Origin of the sequence: Haloterrigena sp. KLK7, from assembly GCF_037914945.1 — an archaeon.
Lineage (GTDB): Archaea > Halobacteriota > Halobacteria > Halobacteriales > Natrialbaceae > Haloterrigena > Haloterrigena salinisoli.
The window spans coordinates 102826-123973 of the sequence record NZ_CP149787.1; the positions used below are offsets into that span (position 1 = coordinate 102826).

At 68.4% G+C, this 21148-nt stretch carries 19 protein-coding genes; 11 read left to right on the forward strand and 8 right to left on the reverse strand.

Annotated elements, in window-relative coordinates; genetic code table 11:
• Positions 1 to 58 precede the first annotated feature (58 nt).
• A complete protein-coding gene (gene ftsZ, locus WD430_RS00540) occupies positions 59 to 1234 on the reverse strand; it encodes a cell division protein FtsZ (protein WP_339104087.1) in 1176 nt (391 codons plus the stop codon).
• 157 nt (positions 1235 to 1391) lie between these two features.
• Complete coding sequence (locus WD430_RS00545; protein WP_339104088.1) at positions 1392 to 2744, reverse strand: D-aminoacyl-tRNA deacylase; 1353 nt, start codon at positions 2742 to 2744, stop codon at positions 1392 to 1394.
• Between the two features lie 205 nt (positions 2745 to 2949).
• Between WD430_RS00545 and WD430_RS00550 the strand changes: the two genes are divergently transcribed.
• The gene (locus WD430_RS00550) at positions 2950 to 5454 is read left to right on the forward strand and encodes a PAS domain S-box protein (RefSeq protein ID WP_339104089.1); all 2505 of its coding nucleotides are present in this window, start codon (positions 2950 to 2952) and stop codon (positions 5452 to 5454) included.
• 82 nt (positions 5455 to 5536) lie between these two features.
• Positions 5537 to 6805: a hypothetical protein gene (locus WD430_RS00555; protein WP_339104090.1), complete on the forward strand. Its 1269-nt coding sequence runs from the start codon at positions 5537 to 5539 to the stop codon at positions 6803 to 6805.
• Between the two features lie 42 nt (positions 6806 to 6847).
• Here the strand turns inward: WD430_RS00555 and WD430_RS00560 are convergent, their stop codons facing one another.
• The gene (locus tag WD430_RS00560) at positions 6848 to 7795 is read right to left on the reverse strand and encodes a calcium/sodium antiporter (protein WP_339104091.1); all 948 of its coding nucleotides are present in this window, start codon (positions 7793 to 7795) and stop codon (positions 6848 to 6850) included.
• A 179-nt stretch (positions 7796 to 7974) separates the two neighbouring features.
• Here WD430_RS00560 and WD430_RS00565 point away from each other — a divergent pair, with 179 nt between their 5' ends.
• The 5 genes from WD430_RS00565 to WD430_RS00585 all read left to right on the forward strand — a co-directional run bounded on the left by WD430_RS00565 (position 7975) and on the right by WD430_RS00585 (position 12992).
• On the forward strand, positions 7975 to 8784 hold the full coding sequence (locus tag WD430_RS00565; RefSeq protein WP_339105841.1) for a shikimate dehydrogenase: 810 nt from the start codon (positions 7975 to 7977) through the stop codon (positions 8782 to 8784).
• Between the two features lie 79 nt (positions 8785 to 8863).
• Entirely contained in the window at positions 8864 to 9607 is a 744-nt protein-coding gene (locus WD430_RS00570; RefSeq protein WP_339104092.1) for a DUF4332 domain-containing protein, read from the forward strand.
• A gap of 137 nt (positions 9608 to 9744) precedes the next feature.
• Complete coding sequence (pabB, locus tag WD430_RS00575; protein WP_339104093.1) at positions 9745 to 11409, forward strand: aminodeoxychorismate synthase, component I; 1665 nt, start codon at positions 9745 to 9747, stop codon at positions 11407 to 11409.
• Positions 11402 to 12076: an aminodeoxychorismate/anthranilate synthase component II gene (locus tag WD430_RS00580; protein ID WP_339104094.1), complete on the forward strand. Its 675-nt coding sequence runs from the start codon at positions 11402 to 11404 to the stop codon at positions 12074 to 12076. The genes pabB and WD430_RS00580 overlap by 8 nt, the downstream gene beginning before the upstream one ends.
• Positions 12069 to 12992: an aminotransferase class IV gene (locus tag WD430_RS00585; RefSeq protein ID WP_339104095.1), complete on the forward strand. Its 924-nt coding sequence runs from the start codon at positions 12069 to 12071 to the stop codon at positions 12990 to 12992. Before WD430_RS00580 ends, WD430_RS00585 begins: the two co-directional genes overlap by 8 nt.
• Positions 12993 to 13240: 248 nt before the next feature.
• On the opposite strand, the gene WD430_RS00590 is transcribed toward WD430_RS00585, so the two are convergent.
• Positions 13241 to 13792, reverse strand: coding sequence for a twin-arginine translocation signal domain-containing protein (locus WD430_RS00590; protein ID WP_339104096.1), 552 nt, complete (start codon positions 13790 to 13792; stop codon positions 13241 to 13243).
• A 552-nt stretch (positions 13793 to 14344) separates the two neighbouring features.
• Between WD430_RS00590 and WD430_RS00595 the strand changes: the two genes are divergently transcribed.
• On the forward strand, positions 14345 to 15658 hold the full coding sequence (locus WD430_RS00595; protein ID WP_345786464.1) for an MATE family efflux transporter: 1314 nt from the start codon (positions 14345 to 14347) through the stop codon (positions 15656 to 15658).
• Positions 15659 to 15661: 3 nt separating this feature from the next.
• On the opposite strand, the gene WD430_RS00600 is transcribed toward WD430_RS00595, so the two are convergent.
• Positions 15662 to 16798: a saccharopine dehydrogenase NADP-binding domain-containing protein gene (locus WD430_RS00600; protein WP_339104098.1), complete on the reverse strand. Its 1137-nt coding sequence runs from the start codon at positions 16796 to 16798 to the stop codon at positions 15662 to 15664.
• 90 nt (positions 16799 to 16888) lie between these two features.
• Here WD430_RS00600 and WD430_RS00605 point away from each other — a divergent pair, with 90 nt between their 5' ends.
• Positions 16889 to 17344 carry a Rieske 2Fe-2S domain-containing protein gene (locus WD430_RS00605; protein ID WP_339104099.1) on the forward strand — a complete coding sequence of 152 codons (456 nt, stop codon included), beginning with the start codon at positions 16889 to 16891 and terminating at the stop codon, positions 17342 to 17344.
• A 55-nt stretch (positions 17345 to 17399) separates the two neighbouring features.
• Here the strand turns inward: WD430_RS00605 and WD430_RS00610 are convergent, their stop codons facing one another.
• A complete protein-coding gene (locus WD430_RS00610) occupies positions 17400 to 17762 on the reverse strand; it encodes a hypothetical protein (RefSeq protein WP_339104100.1) in 363 nt (120 codons plus the stop codon).
• A gap of 204 nt (positions 17763 to 17966) precedes the next feature.
• Complete coding sequence (locus WD430_RS00615) at positions 17967 to 18263, reverse strand: transcriptional regulator (RefSeq protein WP_339104101.1); 297 nt, start codon at positions 18261 to 18263, stop codon at positions 17967 to 17969.
• 144 nt (positions 18264 to 18407) lie between these two features.
• Between WD430_RS00615 and WD430_RS00620 the strand changes: the two genes are divergently transcribed.
• Together WD430_RS00620 and WD430_RS00625 are read left to right on the forward strand one after the other, a co-directional pair.
• A complete protein-coding gene (locus WD430_RS00620) occupies positions 18408 to 19382 on the forward strand; it encodes an NDP-sugar synthase (protein WP_339104102.1) in 975 nt (324 codons plus the stop codon).
• 141 nt (positions 19383 to 19523) lie between these two features.
• Positions 19524 to 20234: a hypothetical protein gene (locus WD430_RS00625; protein WP_339104103.1), complete on the forward strand. Its 711-nt coding sequence runs from the start codon at positions 19524 to 19526 to the stop codon at positions 20232 to 20234.
• A 33-nt stretch (positions 20235 to 20267) separates the two neighbouring features.
• Here WD430_RS00625 and WD430_RS00630 read toward each other — a convergent pair whose 3' ends face one another.
• Positions 20268 to 21146, reverse strand: coding sequence for a hypothetical protein (locus WD430_RS00630; RefSeq protein WP_339104104.1), 879 nt, complete (start codon positions 21144 to 21146; stop codon positions 20268 to 20270).
• Positions 21147 to 21148 lie beyond the last annotated feature (2 nt).

Here is a 21148-nt window from a genome sequence, read left to right on the forward strand (position 1 = left end):
AGAACGGTGTAGATGGACTCCCTCCCGATCCGCGCTGTCCGAACGACCCGCGTCGCGATCAGTCGACGAAGTCGATGTCGTCGCCCCCCGCCTGGCCGGTCATCTCCGGCTGGACGGTCTCCTCGTCGGGACGGCCGTAGATCTGCGGTGACTCGACGCCGGTGACGACGATCATCGTCCGCATGCTGCCCTCGAGGCTCTCGTCGATCGAGGTCCCCCAGATGATGCGGGCGTCGGGGTCGATCCGGTCGTAGATCTCCTCGACGACGCCTTCGGCCTCCTCGATGGCCATGTCGTTGCCGCCGGTGACGTTGACCAGCGCGGAGCTCGCGCCGGAGATGTCGACGTCCAGCAGCGGGGAGCGCAGCGCGGTCTTGACCGAGTCCTCCGCCTTCGCCTCGGAGTCGGATTCGCCCAGTCCGATCATGGCGACGCCGCCCCGTTCCATGACGGTCCGAACGTCGGCGAAGTCGAGGTTGACGAGGCCGGGCTTGGTGATGAGTTCCGTGATCCCCTTGACCGAGCGCATCAGCACCTCGTCGCTGACCTTGAACGCCTGTCGGACGGGGAGCTTGCCGACCGAATCGAGCAGGCGGTCGTTGGGGACGACGATGACGGTGTCGCTCACGTCGCGCAGGCGCTCGAGGCCGGCCTCCGCGTTCGTTCGCCGGACCTCACCTTCGGCGGTGAAGGGCGTCGTGACGATCGAGATCGTCAGCGCGCCGGCCTCGCGGGCGGCCTTGGCGACGACGGGCGCGGAACCGGTCCCGGTCCCGCCGCCGAGACCGGCCGTGACGAAGACCATGTCCGAGCCGTCGATGGCGTCGTAGATGTCCTGCTGACTCTCGAGGGCGGCCTCCTCGCCGACCTGCGGGAGCGACCCGGCGCCGCGGCCGCCGGTCTTCTCCTCGCCCATGAGGATCTTGGTGTCGGCCTCGATCTCTACGAGGTGCTGGACGTCGGTGTTGGCGGCGACCAGTTTCGCGCCGTGGATGCCCTCCTCGTGCATGCGATTGACCGTGTTCCCGCCGGCGCCGCCGCAGCCGACGACCGTGATATCGGTCTGGAGGTCCTGAAGAACGTCCTCGAGTTCGTCGTCAGTCATCGTCCCGGTCCGCCGGCCGTTCGACGCGTCGCCCGCGGACTGGCCGTCCTGGGGCGGAGCGTCGTCGGGGACCTCGGACTGCTCCCCGGTTTCGGCTTCGTCGATCGCATCGTCGATGATGGAGTCCATTCTTGGCACTGTCTAGAAGATGGAGCATAATTACCTTTCCCCTACACGTCAGACGCATGTCCGACAGAGCCGGTGAGACGTATCTATCACCTACCCGATTCCGTGAATCACGTCCCCGGACGCGGTATCCGGTGCTTACTGTGGTCGTTCTATCCGGTTACTTCGAGAACCGATCGGTCTGCTGACGCCGAACTCTCTGCGGACTGATCGTTTCTCCCTCGACGGTGACGGGCTCGCCGTCGGCGAGCGCGCCGAATTTCGGTCCCTCGGGGACGCCGACCTCGCGCGCGAGAGCGGGATCGAACGCCGTCCGCTCGGCGACGACCGCGTCGTCCGCGACGGTCACGTCGTCGTACTTCGCCTCGAGGACGGCCGCCAGTTCCGCGACGAGTTCGTCCCGCGGGCCGTCGGCGGTCCGGTCCGCGCCGTCTCCCGCGTCGGGAACGGCGACGCGCGATCCGACGCGGCTACCGCCGTTCTCGGTCGCGAAGGCGACGGTGTGGGACTCGACGATCTCGCGCACGCGGTCGGGATCGATCCCCTCTGCAGTGTCGACCAGATCTGCCGGCAGGTCGACGACGCTGAACGCGTCCGCGCGGCGGTCGCCGAATCGAATCCCGTCGTCGACGCGTCCGAGGTCGGACTCGACGGCGTCGACCAGTTCGAGCGATCGGTCGCCGACCTCGCGGAGCCACGTCTCGCTGACGATCCGGTGGCCCAGCTCCTCGAGCGTCTCCTCGAGGACGGGCCAGTCGCCGTCGAGAAGGGCGATCTCTGCCTCGCTGGCCTCGAACGCGGCCGCGAGCACGTCGCGATGGGTCGTCGGGTGGGCCATCGCCTCGAGGGCCCAGTCGGCCGCGACGTGGCCGACCGCCCACTCGGTCTCGCGGACGACGCGCTCGAACCGCGGGGCGTAGTGGTTGCCGCCGAAACCGACGATCTGCCGCGAGCGGTGGGGATCGACGCCGCGCAGATCCAGAATCGCGCGGGCGACCGCCTCGGCGCCGGCGGGGTCGTCCCACTGCTCGTCGCCGCTGCCCAGTTCCGCGAACAGCGACGGGCAGCCGACGTCGGTCGGGCCGTGGTGGGTACACTCCATGCCCACGTCGTACGCCTCGGGGGCGTGCTCGTCGAAGGCCTCGAGCAGTCGCGCGAGCGCGTTCGGACAGGCCGCGGCCACGGCGTCGGGCTCGCCGCCGAACTCGGCCGGCCCGAAGTTCCCCGTGAAGTGGCCCGTCAGCAGCGGCCCCGTGTCGCCGGAGTGTCGCGACGCGAAGACCAGCAGGTCGGGGTCGCAGTCGAAGGCCTCGACGGGGCGCTCGAGTTCCAGGTGAAAGTCGTCGAACGATCGGAGCTCGGCGCCCTCGAGGCGGTAATAGGTCCCGCCGCCCTCGGCGTCGGGTCGGGAGTCGTCCTCGAGGGCCTCCCAGTCGGCGAGGTCACGGAGCTGGTCGCAGACGTGGACCGACGCGCGGTCGGCCCGGCTCTCGACGATCGCTAGGTCGCTCATACTCGGTTGACTGGGCCGCGACCCGGTAACGTCGTCGGTTCGCGGTACGACACCGGTTCCAGTTACATCAATAATTAAAAACCACCATATAAATGGGTGGCACAGGTCGCCGTCGGTTTTTCCGCGTTCCGGATGGTAACTGGTAACGGGAACCACTGGAGGGGACGCGGCCGGCACGCCGTGTTCTGCACGCACCTGACTACCAATGACAGACACATCCTCGGAGTGCGACGGCGAGACGAACGGGTCGGAGGACGGATCGAACGGCGACGAACTCCCGGAGTTCACCCTCGACGTTCGCCGGCTGACGACCCGTCTCCCCGATTGCGCCGTCGCGATCCTCGACGCCGACGGTCGTATCGCCACGTGGAACGAGGGCGTCCGGGAACTCACGGGATACGAGGACGCCGAGGTCGTGGGTCGTCACTACCGGATCCTCTTTCCGCCGGAAGAGCGCACGACCGGCCGTCCGGAGCAGTTGCTCGAGCGCGCACGAACCGAGGGGCGGGTCACGGACGAGGGGTGGCGCCACCGGAGCGACGGCAGTCGATTTCGGGCCCGCGAGGCGATCGTGCCGATCCGCCGGACCGAACTCGATGACTCGGCGGCGTTCGACCCCGACGCGACCTCGCGCGACGGGACGGACGAGTCGGTCGGCGACGTCGTGGCCTACGTGAGCATCCTCCGAGACCGAACGGACGAGTACGAACGCGAGCGGAACCTTCGCGAAGAGAAGGCGTTCGCGGAGAGCATCTTCGAGGTCCAGCCGGACGTCGTCTACGCCTTCGACGCGGATGGGAACTTCCTCGAGTGGAACGACCGCGTCCCGGAAGTGACGGGATACGCGGAGTCGGAACTGGCCGAGATGGAGCCCTTCGAGTTCGTCGCACCGGAACACCGCGATCTGGTGGCCGACGCCGTCCAGCGGATTCTCGAGGAATCGCTGTACGTCTCCGTCGAAGCGGATCTGCTCACGAAGGACGGGCGTCGAATTCCCTACGAGTTCAACACGTCCCGGATCACCGACGAGTCCGGGACCGTCCTCGGCTTCACCGGCATCGGCCGCGACGTCAGCGACCGCGAGGCCCGCGAGCGGGAGCTCCGCGAGGAGAAGGCGCTGACCGAGAGCATCTTCGAGGCCCAGCCGGACCTGCTCTACGCCTACGACACCGAAGGGAACCTGATACACTGGAACGATCGGTTCGAGCAGGCGACGGGCTACGGGCCGGACGAACTCGAGGGAAAGCATCCGCTCGAGTTTATCGCCCCATCCGATCGCGATCACATCGCCGACGCCATCGAGCGAATCCTCGAGGACGGCGAGCGCGTCTCCGCCGAGGGAAGGGTGCTGACGAAGGACGGCGCGGTCGTCCCCTACGAGTTCAACAGCGCGCGGATCACCGACGACACCGGGTCCGTCCTCGGCTTCACCGGCGTCGGCCGCGATATCACCGACCGGAAGGCCCGCGAGCGGGAACTCGAGCGCCTGGAACGGCTCAACGCGACGATCAGGACGGTCGACGAGGCGATGGTCACGGCCGAGACCCGCGACGAGGTCGAGTCCGCGATCGTCGAGACGTTCGCCGACGCGAACGCCTACCGATTCGCCGCTATCGGTCGGGTCGACCGGGCGATAGCGAGCGACCGGCGGCCGTGGGATCCGCAGGCGTGGGCCGGGATCGATGCGACCGCGGTCGAGACCGTCCTCCCGACGTTCGTCGAGCCGCCGGCCGGCGCCCCGGACGAGTCGGCGCTCGAGACGGAAACCGTGGCGTGTTATCACGCCCTCCGCGAGAGCGACGTCGACGAGTGGCGTCGCGACGCTCGCGAACGCGACTACGGCGCGGTCGCGGTCGTCCCGATCACCGCCAGTGGCCGCACCTACGGGCTGCTCGTCGTTGGGGCCACCGAGTCGGCGGCGTTCACCGACCGCGAACGGGAGGTCCTCACGGAGTTCGGCGGCACGATCGGGCACGCGATCAACGCGATGGCCGTCCGGCGGCTCCTCTATCAGGACGTCGTCGTCGAACTCGAGTTCGAAACCACCGACCGGCGGGACGTCTACGTCGACTGTTCGGCCCGCCTCGACTGCCGGCTCTCGGTCGATCACGTGTTGCCGCTGACCGACGAGCGGTTCATCCATTACGTGACCGTCGCCGACGCCGATCCCGACCGGGTCCGATCGGTCGCGGCCGACTACGACGCGATCGAGGAGATCCGTTCGGCCGATACCGACGGGAGAGAGAGCCACTGGGAGGTGGTCGTCGCCGGGCCGACGATCACCGGCTTGCTCGCGGATTACGGCGCTCGGATCCGCTCGCGAGTCGTCGACGGCGGCGTCTCGACGACCGTCGTCCAGGTCAGTCCCGACGTCGAGGTTCGCGATCTGGTCGACGCCGTCACCGCGGCCTACCCCGAGACGGAGTTCGTCTCGAAACGGACCGTCGAGCGACCCGTCGAGACGGGCAGCGACTTCCGTCGACGCGTCGCCGAGGAGTTGACCGAGAAACAGCGGACGGCCCTCGAGGCGGCCTTCTACGGCGGCTACTTCGAGTGGCCGACGCGAAGCAGCGACGCCGGCGAGATCGCCGACCGACTCGGAATCGCCCGCCAGACGTTCCACCAACACCTCCGAGTCGCTCAGGCGAAGTTGCTCACGGCGTACTTCGAGACCGGAACCGGCGCCGACCGCGATCTACGGGGGGAATGACGGAATTCTATCGCGGTATCTCTCGGTCATACCAGAGCACGCTGGTACACCCCTTTCCCGCATCGATCCTCTCTATCGACTAATGAATCCCGGCTCTGATACAGAACGGCTGACCGACGCGTTCGATGGCCTCGCCGCGCCCCGACGGCGGTATCTCCTCTCGGTTCTCTCCGACCGTCGGGAGGCCATGTCGCTGGACACGCTCGCGACCGAAGTCGCCGTCCGCGACCACGGCTCGCCGATCGTCACCGACGAGCAAGTCCAGACCGCGCATATCGAACTCGTTCACAACCACGTCCCCCGACTGCTCGAGGCCGGGCTGCTGGTCGAGGAACCGTCGGCCGACGGAACGCGACGGGTCGCCCTCGCCGACCGGCCGCTGTTCGACGCCGACTGGATGGCGTTCCTGCTCGAGAACCCGACCGGCGGTACGGAGTGGGACGAACAGCGAGTGAACCGAACGCTCGAGGCGCTGCGTCCCGCCCGCCGTCGCACGATCTGTAGCGTCCTCGCGAGACACCCCGACGGGCTCGCCGTCGCCGACCTCGCCGCGACCATCGTGGCGCGGACCGAGGAGACGCGGCTCGTCGACGTCGACGAGTCGGCGCGGGCGCCGATCGAGACGCGACTCGTCCACGACGACCTGCCCGCGCTCGAGAACGCCGGCCTCGTCGCGTACGATCGGTCGAACGGGACCGCCTCGATCGAGACCGACGCGGCTCAGTGGCGAGCGCCGTGGCTGGCCGCGGGACCGCTCGCGGACGTGAGCGCGCTTCTGCGATCGTCCGGCGGCCCGTCGGAGACCGCCGGCGTCGACACAGGGAGCGCGACCGCAGACGTCTCACCGGACGCGGGCACGTGCCGAACGCTCGAGGGCGCGGAGAGCGTCATCGCCAGAAGCCACGAGATCGCGGACAGCGCCGACGAGGAACTGTTCGTGACGGTTCCCGACGCGGGGCTGCTCGGCCAGCGCTGTCTCGAGCGCTGGCGGGCCGCCGCCGATCGCGGGGTCGACGTCTACGTCGGCTCGCGGTCGCCCCGCGTCCGAGACACCGTCAGATCGGCCGTCCCCGAGGCGACGATCTGCGAGCCCCAGTGCGACTGGCTGAACTTCCCCGTCGGGCGGATCCACCACGGCCACGTCGTCTTCGCCGATCGCGAGCGCGTGATGCTCGTCACGTTCGACGAGGAGCCGTCCGACGCGTCGGGGACGACCGCCATCACCGGCGACGGCGCGGAGAACACGCTGGTACGGCTCGTCCGCGAACACGTCGGGCCGCGACTGGACCGACTGCAGTCGCAGTGCGCCGACGAGACCGCAGACGAGGAGTCGACGCCGCTCCCGCTCTAGGTGATACCGTCAGCTGACATCGTCATCTCGTGACGCGCTCTTCTAAGACGGGAACAGCAAGTAGATGAACCCGGCGTAGCCGACGACGAGCGCGGCACCGTCGAGTCGCGTGAGCCGCCGTCCGTATCCCATCATCGCGACCAGGACGACCGTGAAGACGATCAGCACGGGGAGCTCGAGCCGGAGCGTGCTCGAGGCGATGTCGATCGGCGTGATCAGGGCGACGATTCCCAGCACGGCGAGGATGTTATAGATGTTCGAGCCGACGACGTTGCCGATGGAGAACTCGGTCTCGCCCCGGACGGCGCCGACGACGGAGGCCGCCAGTTCCGGCAGCGAGGTGCCGAGCGCGAGCACCGTCAGTCCGATGAAGAGGTCGGAGAAGCCGAGCGCCGACAACAGCCCGGTACCGCCGGAAACCAGCCACCGCGACCCGACGAGGAGCGCGACCAGTCCGCCGAGGACGAGCGCGACGTCCCGCGGGGCGATGCCGCCGCCGGCGTCGGGATCGTCGACCATCGGCGCCGGATCGGCGTTGACGTAGTAGAGCAGGTAGCCGGTGAAGCCGGCCAGTACCAGCAGGAAGATCGCGCCCTCGAGGCGACCGATCGTTCCGTTGGCGCCGAGGGCGACCAGCAGTATCGCCGCGAACACCATGAACGGGACGTGCCGGCGCATGACGAGCGAACTGACCTGCAGGGGCTTGATGAGCGCGGAGACGCCGAGCACCAGGCCGATGTTGGCGATGTTCGAGCCGATGACCGCGCCGAGCCCGATATCGGTCGAGACGTTCAGCGCACCGATCGTCGAGACGAACAGTTCCGGCGCGGTCGTCGCGAAGGCGACGACCGTCACGCCGACGGTCGCCGCCCGGAGGCCGATCCCCAGCGCGAGCCGGCCGGCCCCCGCGACGAGCAACTCCGCGCCGCCGTAGAGCGCGACGATACCGGCCGCGAGCAGGACGAGATACAGCGGGATGCCGGAGAGCATAGCGGCGGCTACTCGAGAGGGGACCAAAAGGAATCCGAAAGCCTCCGACGCCGGTCCCGGGCCGCGTTCGATCGATATCGTCGAGTCGGGTCGGGTCGGGTCAAATTCGGATCGCGCGCGGACGCTCCGTCGAAGTCGCACCGATTATAGTCCCCTCGGAGTGACTGTGGGGTATGGCTATGGACGTCTTCGGGTTGCTCGGCAATCCGGTCGGACACTCGCTGTCGCCGCCGATGCACGACGCTGCGTACGACGAACTCGGTCTCGAGGCTCGCTACGTCACCTTCGAGCCCGCGCCCGAGGATATCACCGACGCGATCGACGGCGCCGACGCGCTGGGAATTACGGGACTGAACGTGACGATCCCGTTCAAACGGGACGCCCTCGAGTGCGTCGACGCGGACGAGCTGGCGACCCGGATCGGTGCGGTCAACACGATCGATTTCACGGGCGAAGGCGCGCCCACGGGCCACAACACCGACGCGATCGGTGCCCTGCGCGCCCTGCGGGATCACGGCGTGGCCGTCGACGGTGCACGTGCGGTCGTCGTCGGCGCGGGCGGCGCGGGCCGGGCCGTCGCCTTCGGCCTCGCCGACGCGGGCGCGACGGTCGAGATCGCCAACCGGACCGCGTCGAAGGCCCGCGACCTCGCCGACGAGGTGCCGGGCGCCACGGGTCACGGCCTCGAGGCCGACGCGCTCGCCGACCTGCTTTCCGACGCCGACGTGCTCGTCAACGCCACCAGCGTCGGCATGGAGGAAGACGAGACGCCGGTGCCGGCCGACGCGCTCCACGGCGAGCTGGCCGTGCTCGATGCGGTCTACCGCCCGCTCGAGACGCGGCTCCTGCGGGACGCGGCCGCGGCCGGGGCGACGACCGTCGACGGCGCGTGGATGTTGCTCTACCAGGGCGTCGAGGCCTTCGAGCGCTGGACCGGGCGGGAGGCGCCGGTCGACGTGATGAACGCGGCGCTTCGCGATCGGCTCTGAGCCGGGCTATGGCTGGAATCGGCGGCCGAGATCCGAGTATCAGGCGAATTTAAGTGATGGAACCGACTATATCGCCACAATGGCAATCCTCCAAAAGCTGAAGTCGCTGCTCGGGTTCGGCGATTCGGACCCGGAGCGAGGACGCGGTCGAGAGGTCGGGGTAACGGTCGAACGGGAAGGGTCGCGGGAGGACGAGGCCGACACCGAATCGACCGAGACGGAACCGGCGACCGAGACGCCGCCGGCAACGGAAACGCCGGCGCCCTCGAGTTCGACGAGCGGCGCGGACGAAACGGGCGCCGAGACCGACGAGACGACCGCCGGTACCGACGACTCGGCCGTCGACGCCGACGACTCGGCCATCGAGACCGGCGAATCGACGGCCGCCGAGCCGGCCGCATCGACGTCTACCGACGAATCCGAGGCGGCGAGCGCCTCCGACACGGCGGACGAAACGCCGGACGTCGAGGATCTGCCCGACAGCGCCGCGGATCCCGCTATCAAGGGGTCCGAGCCGGAAACTGAGCCGGAGCCGGAACCGGAGGCGGCCGAGGAACCCGACGAACCGGAGCCGGCAGCCGAGTCCGCCGAGCCGGACGCGGACGAGTCGTCCGAGCCGCTGGACGCGGCCGACGACGAAGCCAGCCAGGAACCGGTCACCTCGATCAAGGGGATCGGCCCCGCCTACGCGGACCGTCTCGCCGCCGCCGGGGTCGAAACGGTCGGCGAACTCGCCGCCGCCGACGCGGAGGAACTGTCCGAGCAGACCGATATCTCCGAAAAGCGCATTCAGGGCTGGATCGACAGAGCGGAGGTCCGCTAGTCGCCGACGCTCGCCCGCCCGCGACCGACCGTTCGAACCCCGTTCTCCCACTCTCCCGACGGCTACCCTCGGTACGCTCGTTTTCCGTCGCTCTCGAAACCGCAAGAGGATTAGGCGCTCGCCCCCTTCCGAGGGGTATGAGCGATCCGCGCGTCGTCACCTCGCTCGCGTCGTTTCGAGCCGCTGCCCGCGAGCGGCTCGAGGGGGACGACGCCGCGCCGACCGACGACGTGCCGACCGACGACGTGCCGACGCGCCCGCCCGGCGTTCGGATTCCCGTCGAGGTCCGCGTCGCCGTCGACGATCCGTTTCTCGCCTATCGCCGAGCACGCGATTCCAGCGGGGGCACCGTCTTCCTCGAGACGACCGGCGGTCAGCCCGGCTGGGGCTACTTCGGCGTCGACCCCGTCGACCGGCTGACGGTCGGGTCCGACGCGGTCGCCCGAACGAACGACGGCGATTCGCCGACGCTCGCCGCGCTCGAGGGCGTCCTCGACGGCGACGAGCTGATTCGCGGCGACTGTTCGGTCCCCTACCCCTGCGGGGCGATCGGCTGGCTCTCCTACGACGTCGCCCGCGAACTCGAGTCCCTCCCCGAATCGGCGGTCGACGACCGGGGGCTGCCGCGCCTCGAGGTCGGCGTCTACGACCGGCTGGTGGCCTGGGAGGCGCCGACCGACGAGGGCGACGGGGTGACGCTGCGGGTGACGGCCTGTCCGCGAGTCGGGGTCGATGCAGCCGACGCCGTTACGTCTGACCCTGCCGACGCGCTCGAGGCGGCCTACGAACGCGGCCGCGACCGCGCGCTCGACCTCGCGCGGGCCGCCCTCGAGGGCGATCCCGCGATCGGCGAGCCGCCGGTCGCGACGTCCGAAGCGACGTTCGAGAGCGACTGCGGCCGCGAGGCGTTCGCCGAGCGCGTCCGCCGAGTCAAGGAGTACGTCCGGGACGGCGACACCTTTCAGGCGAACGTCTCCCAGCGGCTGGTCGCCCCCGCGGCGGTCCACCCCGTCGCGGCCTACGACGCCCTCCGCCGGGTCAACCCCGCCCCGTACTCGGGGCTCCTCGAGTTGCGCGCGGCCGATCTGGTGAGCGCGAGTCCCGAGCTATTGTTAGAACGCGACGGTGACGACGTGCGAACGGAGCCCATCGCGGGCACGCGACCGCGCGGGGAGACACCCGAGGCGGATCGAGCGCTCGAGGACGACCTCCGAACCGACGAGAAGGAGCGGGCCGAACACGCGATGCTGGTCGATCTCGAGCGCAACGACCTCGGGAAGGTCTGCGAGTACGGCTCCGTGGCGGTCGACGAGTACCGGCGGATCGACCGCTACGCCGAGGTGATGCACCTCGTCTCGAACGTGACGGGCCGACTCCGCGACGACGAGACGCTGGCCGACGCCGTCGCCGCCGTCTTTCCGGGCGGCACGATCACCGGCGCGCCGAAACCGCGCACGATGGAGATCATCGACGAACTCGAGGCGACCCGCCGGGGTCCCTACACGGGCAGCGTCGGGGTCTTCGGCTTCGACGGCCGGGCGACGCTTTCCATCGTCATTCGGACGCTCGTCCGCCACGCCGACGAGTACCACCTCCGCGTCGGCGCCGGGATCGTCCACGACTCCGAGCCCTACCGGGAGTACGACGAGACCCTCGACAAGGCCCGCGCGCTGATCACCGCGGTCGACGAGGCGCTGGGCGAGCGGGCCGGGATGGGACTCGAGGCCGGCGGCGGAGCGGCCCCAGGCGACGGGGAGGCAACCGCCCTCGACGGCCGCGGCGGCGGTGATTCCGATGAGTGAGCGTCCGACGACCGACGGCACGCGAATCCTCGTCGTGGACAACTACGACTCCTTCGCGTACAATCTGGTACAGTACGTCGGCGAAGTCGCGGACGAGGTGATCGTCCGTCGCAACGACGAAATCGACCTCACCGACCTCGAGTCGATCGACCCGACCGGCATCGTCGTCTCGCCGGGACCGGGAACGCCCGAGGAGGCGGGAATCTCGATCCCGCTGTTCGCCGAGACGGAGTATCCGATTCTGGGGGTCTGTCTGGGCCATCAGGCCCTCTGTGCGGCCAACGGGGCGCCGGTCGTCCGCGCGCCCCACGTCGTCCACGGCAAGCCCTCGACGGTCGAGCACGACGGCGACGGGATCTTCGCGGAACTGCCCGAGACGTTCCAGGTCGGGCGGTATCACTCGCTGGCGGTCGACCGCGCGGATCTGCCCGACGAACTTCTCGAGACGGCGCGGACGACCGACGAGCGCGGCGTGTCGATGGCGGTCCGCCACGCCGAGTTGCCCCACGTCGGCGTCCAGTTCCATCCCGAGAGCATCCTGACGCGGGGCCACGACGACGCGGCGGGCGGCGACGGCATCTCGCTGCGGGTCGGGAAACGCATGATCGCCAACTTCTGTGCGTTCGCCGCGGAAGCGACGGCGGAGGAGGAACCGCGGCATGGCTGACGGAGACGGGGAGCGCTACTACCACGTCGACGGCGAGATCGTTCCCGCGAGCGAGGCGACCGTCAGCGTCGACGACCGGGGCTTCCGGTACGGCGACGCCGCCTTCGAGACGCTGCGGGCCTACGGCGGGACGGTCTTCGCGTGGGACCGCCATCTCGAGCGCCTCGAGCGGACCTGCGACGCCCTGTCGCTCGCACACGGCCTGACCGACGCCGACCTCCGCGCGCGGATCGACGAGACCCTCGCGGCGAACGACCTCGCGGACGCCTACGTCCGCCTCTCGATCACGCGGGGCGTCCAGCCGGGCAAACTCACCCCCCAGCCCGAGGTCGATCCGACGGTCGTGGTCTACGCCAAACCGCTCCCTCGCGGGGGCCTCGAGGGCGAGTCCGTCTGGGACGACCCGGCGACCGTGCGGACGGTCGAGACGCGCCGGACGCCGAGCGAGGCGATCCCGGCCGCGGCGAAGACACACAACTACCTGAACGGGATCCTCGCGCGCGCGGAACTGCGTCGGGGCGGGGGTGGGGCCGGCAACGAGACCGAGGACGGAACGACGACAGCGGACGAAGCCCTCATGCGCGACCTCGAGGGGTCGGTTGCGGAGGGCGCGACGAGCAACCTGTTCTTCGTTCGCGACGGCACCCTCCATACGCCGACGACCGATGGCCCCGTCCTGCCGGGGATCACCCGCGAACTCGTCCTCGAGTCGGCCGCCGAGGACGGAATTCCGACTCGAGAGGGACGGTACGACCTCGCGGACGTCCGCGGGGCCGACGAGGCGTTTCTGACCAATCGCACGTGGGAGCTTCGCCCGATCGAGACCCTCGACGGGCGAGCGATCGGCGCCGGCCCGGTCACGGAGCGACTCTCGCGGCTGTACGACGAACGCGTCGAATGGACCTGTTACTCGTAGGGTCCAGAGCGCTACGGCTCGCGGTCGTGTACGAACCCGCAGATCTCGTTCGCGACCCGCTCGACGCCGACTCGATCTCGTCTCGTCGTGACTGGCGCACTCGAGTGCGACCGACGGAGCGTCGCCTCGAGCGCGACGAACACGGCACGTACGCTCCGGAGATATCCAACGCAACGATGGAGTCGTCGTCGCGAAAGAAATCGGCGGGTCAGCTCCCGTTCACTCGTCGGGAGACGATTCCGCAACGCCTACGCGGTGGTCTGCCACCAGTCTTGGGTCTCGAGGATATCGTCTTCTTCCTCTTCCGTGACTGGGCTGGCGTTGACGGTGATGAGCTGGTTATTATCGCTGAAGGGCGTCCACTCCCGGTTCATCTCGAACAACTGGGGCTGATTCTGATCGTCGTCGGCGTCGGGAATGAACCCCAACTCCTCGTCGTACTCACCGATGTTCGCGTCGTGTGCGACGTAGAGCGGGACGATTTCGTCCCCGTTCAGCCACCGAATCTGGTACGTGTTGTAATCCGAGAACCAACTGTCCTGTACGTCGCCGTAGCTGGGGTTCCACTCGATCACTTCCGAGACGAACGTGAACCGCCCGTTCGGGTGGAAGTTATCGACGTTGATCAGCGCCTTCCACGCGTCGTCGAGATCACCGAACACCCCATCGTCTTCCTGTGCCACTGCCGTTCCGGACGCGCCGATGGTGAGAGCACTCGTCGCCAGCGCCCCTTTCTTGAGGAATGATCGGCGCGAGTCATCGGATCGACCGAACAGCAACCCGTTTTTTCTTTCTGTCATAGCAGCGTCCCTCCATCGGGCGGGTCCGCCACTGGAACCGGTAAGCCCTATCCTTGCAACTCGTTCGGAGTTATTTTATATAAATTTCGGAAGTACGTATATTATATCAAATTGGAATCATAAGCGACTCGAAGACGGTCGCCGATGAGAACCGATCGCGCCGGTCCCTCGTCGTAGATCACCGCCATGACGAGGGTGATCGGTACGGTGGGATCGACTCACCGAGAATCGATGTGACGAGCGGCTGACGTCCGCGAATAGTCCAGCGACGGCCGATGCGGCGACGGTTCAGACCGCGTCGCGTCCGCGACCGATCTCGAGGCCGGTGACTCTCGTGGATGTACGGAACGAGCGTCCCGATCGACAACAGCAGGCGAACCCGAACCTAGGGTCGCCGACGTCTCCTCTCTCCGCCGCCGTCGACGACCCGCTTCGAGTATCGCCTTCAACAGGTTCAAACGGGCCACCGACCGAGTTCCAGACGTGCTTCCCGGAGGGAGACGACGGCTGTTCGCCGTCTGGCAGCGTGTGTTCGACCTCTCGTGGCCGGTGATGATCGAGCAGTTCCTCCGGACGATGATGCGGACGACTGACGTCGTCGTCACCGGGCTGTTCTCGCCAGCAGCGGTGGCGGCCGTCGGCCTCGCGGACCTCTACGCGAGACTGCCGCTCCGGATCGGGCTGGGACTGGGCAGCGGCGTCATCGCCCTCTCGAGTCAGGACACGGGCAGCGGCGCGACGGCCAACCGGGACGAGGCGATCACGCAGGCGATACTGCTCGGCGCGGTCGCCGGGCTCCCGTTCGTGCTGTTCGGCTTCTTGCTCGGCGAGCGGGCGATCGGCGTGCTGGGCGCCGAACCCGAGGTGGCTCGCATGGGCGGGCTCTACCTCGCGATCATCTTCGCGACCAGTCCCGCCCGCCACGTCACGCTGATCGCCGCGCGGTCGATCCAGGGCGCCGGCGACACGCGCACGCCGATGTACGTCAACGGCGTCTCCAACGCCCTCAACATCGCCGGCACGGTCGTCCTCGGACTGGGACTGGGGCCCGCACCGCGACTCCACGTCCTCGGCGTCGGCGTCGCGACCGCCTTCGGGAACGTCTTCTCCGCGCTCGCGCTCGTCGCGGCGATCCGCGGGCCGTGGACGCCGGCGGGATTCGTCCGGCCGCACCAGTGGACGATCACGAAGCAGTTGCTCTCGATCAGCGCGCCGCGGATCGCGGAGGGGCTGGTGACGACCGTCCTCGAGTTCCCCTTCAACTCGATCCTGCTGGTCTTCGGGACGGACGTCAACGCGGCCTACCAGATCGGCCGACGGGTCTACCAGCAACTGACCAGCCCCCTCTCGCGTGGGTATCGGACCGGGACGAGCATCGTCGTCGGCCAGACGCTCGGCGACGGCGATCCCGCGGGGGCGCGGTACAACGGCTGGGCGGCGGCCGCGCTCGGACTCGTGACCGTCGGCTCGCTCGGCGGCCTGATTTTCGTCGGCGCCGAGCAGATCGTCTCCCTGTTCACCGACGATCCGGCGACGATCGCGCACGCGACCGGCTTCGCTCGCGCGTACGCCCTCGCGGCGCCGGCCACCGTCCTCTACGTCGTGCTCTCGGGCGCGCTCACCAGCGGCAGCGACACGCGGACGCCGTTTATCGCCCGCGTCTCGGGAATGGCGGTCGGCATGCTCGGCGTCTCGGCCGTCGGCGGGATCTATCTGGACTACGGGATGCCGGCGGTGTACGCCTCCATCGTCGTCTTCTACGTCTGGTCGATGGCCTACGTCGCCGTCGGCTACTATCGGGGCGGCTGGGTCGACCGAACGCGGACGATGATGGACGAGCGCGGCAGCGCGCCGAGCGAGGACTGACGCTCAGTCGTCGGACTCGAGGGTCGATCGCTGGGGATCGGCCGACTCGGTCGGCGCCTCGAGGAGTTCGCGCTCGGTCCCCGCGAGTTCGAGGACGAACTCGGAATCGAACGCCGAGGAGGGCGTCTGGAAGCCGGCCGGGAGGCGATTCCGGGTTCGGGACCGGGATCGCTTCCCGCCGTCGATGACCCGTTCGGCGGCGCTCACTGCGGCTTCGGCCGTCAGCGCGTAGGGTTCGGGGGTCCGGAGGCGAGCGCGGACGCGACGGCCGGTCGCCTCGTCGACGGCCTCGCCCCAGACGGTCGCGGCGCCGGTCGAGCGGGCCGCGTCGTCGGGACCGTCGAGCCGTGCGTCGACGAGGCGTTTCAGCGCGGCTTCGACCGGTCGGCGCTCGAGCAGCCAGCCCAGCGAGTCGACGGCGGACAGCGCGCGGGTCGCCCACGACGGCGCGGCCGCGTAGACTTCAATCGAGTCGATGCCAGTGCTGTGGGCGGCAGTGACGACGTCGCCCCACGGGATCGTGACGGCGTGTTCGGGGCCGTCGCCGAAGTCGATCTCGCGGGTCCGGTAGGCCATCGGGACCTTGATGAGCCGGCCGTTGCGCCGGACGACGCCGTCGTCGCCGAGGTGTTCGACGAGCGTCCGGGCGGTGCCTCGAGAGAGCCCGCCGCCGCCCTTGATCCCCAGCGAGAGGGCGGTCGCGTCCGGCAGTTGCGCGTGGAGAAACGCCGCCAGACAGTCGGTGGGGACGACGTCGAAGCCGACGCCCGGCAGGAGCGTGATTCCCGCCTCGCGGGCCGCGTCGTCGCGCCGGCGGAGCCGTTCGAACGCCTGGAACTCGCCGCTGATGTCGAGGTAGTGGGTATCGCTCTCGAGACAGGCGTCGACGAGCGGATCGACCGTGTTCACGAACGGACCGGCGCAGTTCAACACGGCGTCGAACGAGCGGAGATGGGCGGCGACCTCGTCCCCGTCGGTGAGCGCGAACGTTCGCCCCTCGACGCCGAGTTCGTCCGCCTGCCGGGAGACGGCGCGACCGTTGCGGCCGGCGACGACCGGGGACCCTCCTCGAGAGACGGCTTCGCGAGCGATCAGTCGGCCGGTGTAGCCGTAGGAGCCGTAGATGAGAAGGGAGTCCATAGCCGTCGTTTGGGGTTCGGGATGTTAAATCCGCGTCAGACGTTCGGTCGATCGAAACCTTCACGACGGCGGACCCGTAACCGAGGGGCGATGGACGCGTCCCAACGGATCACCGCGCTCGAGGACGTGCCGGCGGACTCGACGGTGCTCTTTCGCGTGACCGACGGCGACGGCGGCGAACGGGAGGCGATTCTCGTCGCCACTGAGAACGAGACCAGCGGCGACGGGGCCGACGGTGACGTCGACGCGGAGCGACTCTCCTGCTGGCTGAACTACTGCCAGCATCTGACGCACATCAAGATCGACAAGGGCTCCGGTGCCCCGATGCGAGACGGGGAACTCGTCTGTGCCAACCACGGCGCGTACTTCGACGCCGACTCCGGCGAGTGTACGTACGGTCCCTGCGAGGGCGCCTACCTCACCGACCTCGAGGTGACGGTCGACGACGGTGCGGTCTACCTGACCGACGACGACTACGAGTACGTCGGCGCGGGACCCGTCGACGACGATGACGACCTCTCCTCGAGTTCGAACGTGAAGATCTAGCAGTCGGTCGAGACAGCGGAGACGCGGCACCTGGGGCTGCCGGATCGCGCCGTCGCTACTCGAGGGCCGTCGGCATCACGAGGTCGCGCTCCTGATCGTAGTCGAGCAGGCCGGCGTCGACCAGCCGCGGCAGGTGATCGTGGTACAGGGAGAGATATATTTCGTGGACGCGCTCGGCGGAGATCTCCGGGACCTGGCAGCCGGTTTCCCGGACGGCGACCTCCTCGGCGGCGTCGGGCAGCGTCAGCGCCTCGCCGTAGGTGCGCATGACCGACAGCAACAGCCGCCGGCGGTGATCGGCCAGCAGCCCGAACGCGTCGTCGACCGTTTCGGCTGAGGCGTCACAGCCCTCGAGTTCGTCGAGGACTGCCAGCACGAAGTCGACACAGTCGGACTCGGAGTTGGGGGTGGCAGTCATTCGTAGCCTCCATGGGCCTCTCGAAACGGACGGGTTCCTGCGTCGGAGAGACGAGAACGGTAGCAGGGTCGATGGGACAGCGGATCGACCGTCCGTTCGCTCGAGGGTATGTACCGATTTCTCGGGAGCACACTAAATATGAGTATCGAATCCGTCCCGGACGTATTCTCCGAGTTGACTGTCTCTCTCTCGAGACCGTCTCGATCACTCGATCGTCAGGGTCGGTTCGGTGACGGACTCGCTCTTGCACTCAGGACAGCGCGAGGGGAGGTTCAGCAGGTCGTCGAAGTCGTCGAAGCCACAGTCCCGACACGTCGGCGGCGCGACGAGTAGCTGTTCGTCCGTTTCGTTCCCGTCGATCGACCGGGAGACGTGTTCGGCGTGGCGAACCACCGACTCGGGGGTCAGATCGAGCCGGACCGCGAGTTCGCTGGGCGTCGCGGGGTCGTCTCGGAGGGCGTCGGCGAGTCGCTGTCGCGTCGTTTCGTCGGCCTCTCGCATACGTCCGAAAAACGGCCGTCCGACCGTTAGCCTATCGGTCGTCCGATCGGCCGCCGGTCGTCGCGCCCGACGCCAGAACTCGCCGACGGCGACGCGATCGCTGAAAGGGCAAACCACTTATCGCAGGCAGATGAAGGAGAGGCCATGAAAGCCGTCGTCCTTGCCGGCGGGTACGCGACTCGGATGTGGCCGATCACGAAGCATCGGCCCAAGATGTTCCTCCCGATCGGCGACTCCACCGTCATCGATCGCATCTTCGCCGAACTCGAGGCTGACGAGCGGATCGACGAGGTCTTCGTCAGCACCAACGAGCGGTTCGCCCCGGACTTCGAGGCCCACCTCGCGGACAGCGAGTTCGACAAGCCGCGGCTCTCGGTCGAGGACACGACCGAGGAAGACGACAAGTTCGGCGTCGTCGGCGCGCTCGCGCAGCTGATCGACCGCGAGAACGTCGACGACGATCTGCTGGTCATCGCCGGCGACAACCTGATCAGCTTCGACGTCGCGGACTTCGTGGACTACTTCGAGGACCACGAAGCGCCGACGCTGGCCGCCTACGACGTCGGCTCCCGCGAGAAGGCCAAATCCTACGGGCTGGTCGAACTCGAGGGCGATCGCGTCGTCGACTTCCAGGAGAAACCCGACGATCCCAACAGTACGCTGGTCTCGATCGCCTGTTACGCGTTCCCACAGGACTCGCTGTCCCTGTTTCCCACGTACCTCGAGGAGGGGAACAACCCCGACGAGCCGGGCTGGTTCATCCAGTGGCTCCAGAATCAAGAGGAGACCTACGCCTACACCTTCGAGGACGCGTGGTTCGACATCGGCACCCCCGAGAGCTATCTCGACGCCGTCGGCTGGCATCTCGACGGCGACTCGAGGGTCGCCGACTCCGCGACCCTCGAGAACGCCTCGATCGGCGAGAACGTCCACGTCATGGGGGACGTCACCCTCGAGAACACCGATCTCGACCACGCCGTGATCTTCCCCGACGCGACGGTCCGTGACGCCGACATCCGCCGCTCGATCATCGACGAGGGAACGCACCTCGAGGACCTCGATCTCGCGGGTGCGCTCATCGGCGCCCACACGACGATCACGAACGGTCCCTCGAACTGACGGCGGAGCCCGTCCGAACGGCGAGGCGATCACCAACGACGAAGGGACGACCGGACGGCGAGCCGTCGACGGTCCCGCCGCGTTCGAGTCGAACGGTCGATACAGCTATCAGTCCACCGTGTGATGTGTTCCGACGAACACATGTCACGGGCGGTCCAATCGGTTCTCGACCGATACGCCGAGGGCGTTCCCTGCGCGGAACTCGCGGCCGCCTTCCGCGAGCACCGCCGCTGGACCGGCGACGACCCGCGGCTGTTGCTCGCCGAAGCGGCCGCGTCGACGACCGGCCAGCGCTTTCTCGGCGGCGTCAAACCGACCGTCGAACGGTTCCGCGAGGCGTTCGTCGCGACCGATCGCGTCGCGTCGTTCGCCGACATCGCCGCCCTCGATCTCGAGGACGACGACCTCGTCGCGGCGTTCGGCGCCCAACGGAAACGACGCGTCCTGCTCGAGGCCGCCGGCGTGTTATCGGCCAGACCCGAGGCCGACGATCCGGCGGCGCTGCTCGGCTGGGCGGAAACGGCGGATCACTACCGCTACGACGAGGACCCCATCGGCGCGATCGCCGGCGTCGGTCCCTCGACGTTCCAGTTCCTGCGCCAGCTCGCCGGCGTCGAGACGCTCACTCCGGACCCGACGGCCGTCGCCCTGATCGACGCCGTCGCGGACGCCCTCGAGTCGTCGCCGCTGGACACCGGGACCGACCTGCGAACGATCGCCTCGGGCGAGTGGCTGGCCGTCGAATCGTCGTACTCGGCCCTCGAGATCGACCGGCTCGCGTGGTGGACGTTCACCGACGCCGACGATCGCGAGGCCGTCCTCGCAGTCCACGAGTCGGCAACGAAGCGGTGACCGCGGCGAACCGATGGCCCCGTCGGCGATCGGTTAGAACTCTTCCGTCGGGACCGTGTACTCGGCGGTGACCATGCGGCCGTCCTGCGAGACGTCGGTCACGTCTGTTTCCTCGCCCATAATCTCCGTCACTTGCGTCTCCGCCTCGTCGACGTCGACGCCGCTCTCGGCCTTGTAGAGGGACACGAACGTCCCGTTCATCTCCGCACCGTCGACCGACGCGACCAGACCCATCGCGACGGTCGTGTCGTCGCTCGCGTCTTCGGCGCTCGATTCCGTGTTCGCGTTCACGAACGCGATATCACCCGACTCGAGTTCGCCGTCGACCTGCTCGAAGTTCCCGTTGATGTCGATATACCGATCGGCGTCCTCGGCGTAGGTGTCGAGCAGGAGTTCGAGTTCGTCGCGGACTTCGACCTCGCCGTACGGCGCCGGCGTCGTTCTGACGAGATGATCGCCGTCGGTCGCGACCAGCGCGTCCCTCTCCTCGTCCCCACTGGAGTCGGTGTAGACGTCGAAATCGCCGTGGCTATCCGCCGAACCGAACTCCATCTCGTCGACGATGTCACCGCCGTCGAACGAGCCAGAGAGGATTTCGGACTGGCCGACGGACAGGGCGATCTCGACGTCGTCGGCCAGGAGCGCCCCGCTGTAGTCGCTCGTGACGTTGTCCCGGAGCTCCCCCTTGTCCGGAACCTCGTCCGTCTCGAGGATGGAACCGACGTCCTGATAGGCGACCCACAGCGATCGCTGCTCCAACTCGGCGGGATCGTACGCCCACTCGGTGTAGTCGACTTCGTCCTCGAAATAACTCCCCACGACCGGGACGTTGCTGCAACCGGCGAGACTCGTGATCCCGCCGACGGTCGCAACGCCCGCACCCATTCGAAGCACGTCGCGTCTGGATTGCATCT

Coding starts and splice junctions, on each gene's coding strand:
- ftsZ (WP_339104087.1), bottom strand. CDS start 1,234: ATGGACTCCATCATCGACGATGCGATCGACGAAGCCGAAACCGGGGAG.
- WD430_RS00545 (WP_339104088.1), bottom strand. CDS start 2,744: ATGAGCGACCTAGCGATCGTCGAGAGCCGGGCCGACCGCGCGTCGGTC.
- WD430_RS00550 (WP_339104089.1), top strand. CDS start 2,950: ATGACAGACACATCCTCGGAGTGCGACGGCGAGACGAACGGGTCGGAG.
- WD430_RS00555 (WP_339104090.1), top strand. CDS start 5,537: ATGAATCCCGGCTCTGATACAGAACGGCTGACCGACGCGTTCGATGGC.
- WD430_RS00560 (WP_339104091.1), bottom strand. CDS start 7,795: ATGCTCTCCGGCATCCCGCTGTATCTCGTCCTGCTCGCGGCCGGTATC.
- WD430_RS00565 (WP_339105841.1), top strand. CDS start 7,975: ATGGACGTCTTCGGGTTGCTCGGCAATCCGGTCGGACACTCGCTGTCG.
- WD430_RS00570 (WP_339104092.1), top strand. CDS start 8,864: ATGGCAATCCTCCAAAAGCTGAAGTCGCTGCTCGGGTTCGGCGATTCG.
- pabB (WP_339104093.1), top strand. CDS start 9,745: ATGAGCGATCCGCGCGTCGTCACCTCGCTCGCGTCGTTTCGAGCCGCT.
- WD430_RS00580 (WP_339104094.1), top strand. CDS start 11,402: ATGAGTGAGCGTCCGACGACCGACGGCACGCGAATCCTCGTCGTGGAC.
- WD430_RS00585 (WP_339104095.1), top strand. CDS start 12,069: ATGGCTGACGGAGACGGGGAGCGCTACTACCACGTCGACGGCGAGATC.
- WD430_RS00590 (WP_339104096.1), bottom strand. CDS start 13,792: ATGACAGAAAGAAAAAACGGGTTGCTGTTCGGTCGATCCGATGACTCG.
- WD430_RS00595 (WP_345786464.1), top strand. CDS start 14,345: ATGATCGAGCAGTTCCTCCGGACGATGATGCGGACGACTGACGTCGTC.
- WD430_RS00600 (WP_339104098.1), bottom strand. CDS start 16,798: ATGGACTCCCTTCTCATCTACGGCTCCTACGGCTACACCGGCCGACTG.
- WD430_RS00605 (WP_339104099.1), top strand. CDS start 16,889: ATGGACGCGTCCCAACGGATCACCGCGCTCGAGGACGTGCCGGCGGAC.
- WD430_RS00610 (WP_339104100.1), bottom strand. CDS start 17,762: ATGACTGCCACCCCCAACTCCGAGTCCGACTGTGTCGACTTCGTGCTG.
- WD430_RS00615 (WP_339104101.1), bottom strand. CDS start 18,263: ATGCGAGAGGCCGACGAAACGACGCGACAGCGACTCGCCGACGCCCTC.
- WD430_RS00620 (WP_339104102.1), top strand. CDS start 18,408: ATGAAAGCCGTCGTCCTTGCCGGCGGGTACGCGACTCGGATGTGGCCG.
- WD430_RS00625 (WP_339104103.1), top strand. CDS start 19,524: ATGTCACGGGCGGTCCAATCGGTTCTCGACCGATACGCCGAGGGCGTT.
- WD430_RS00630 (WP_339104104.1), bottom strand. CDS start 21,146: ATGCAATCCAGACGCGACGTGCTTCGAATGGGTGCGGGCGTTGCGACC.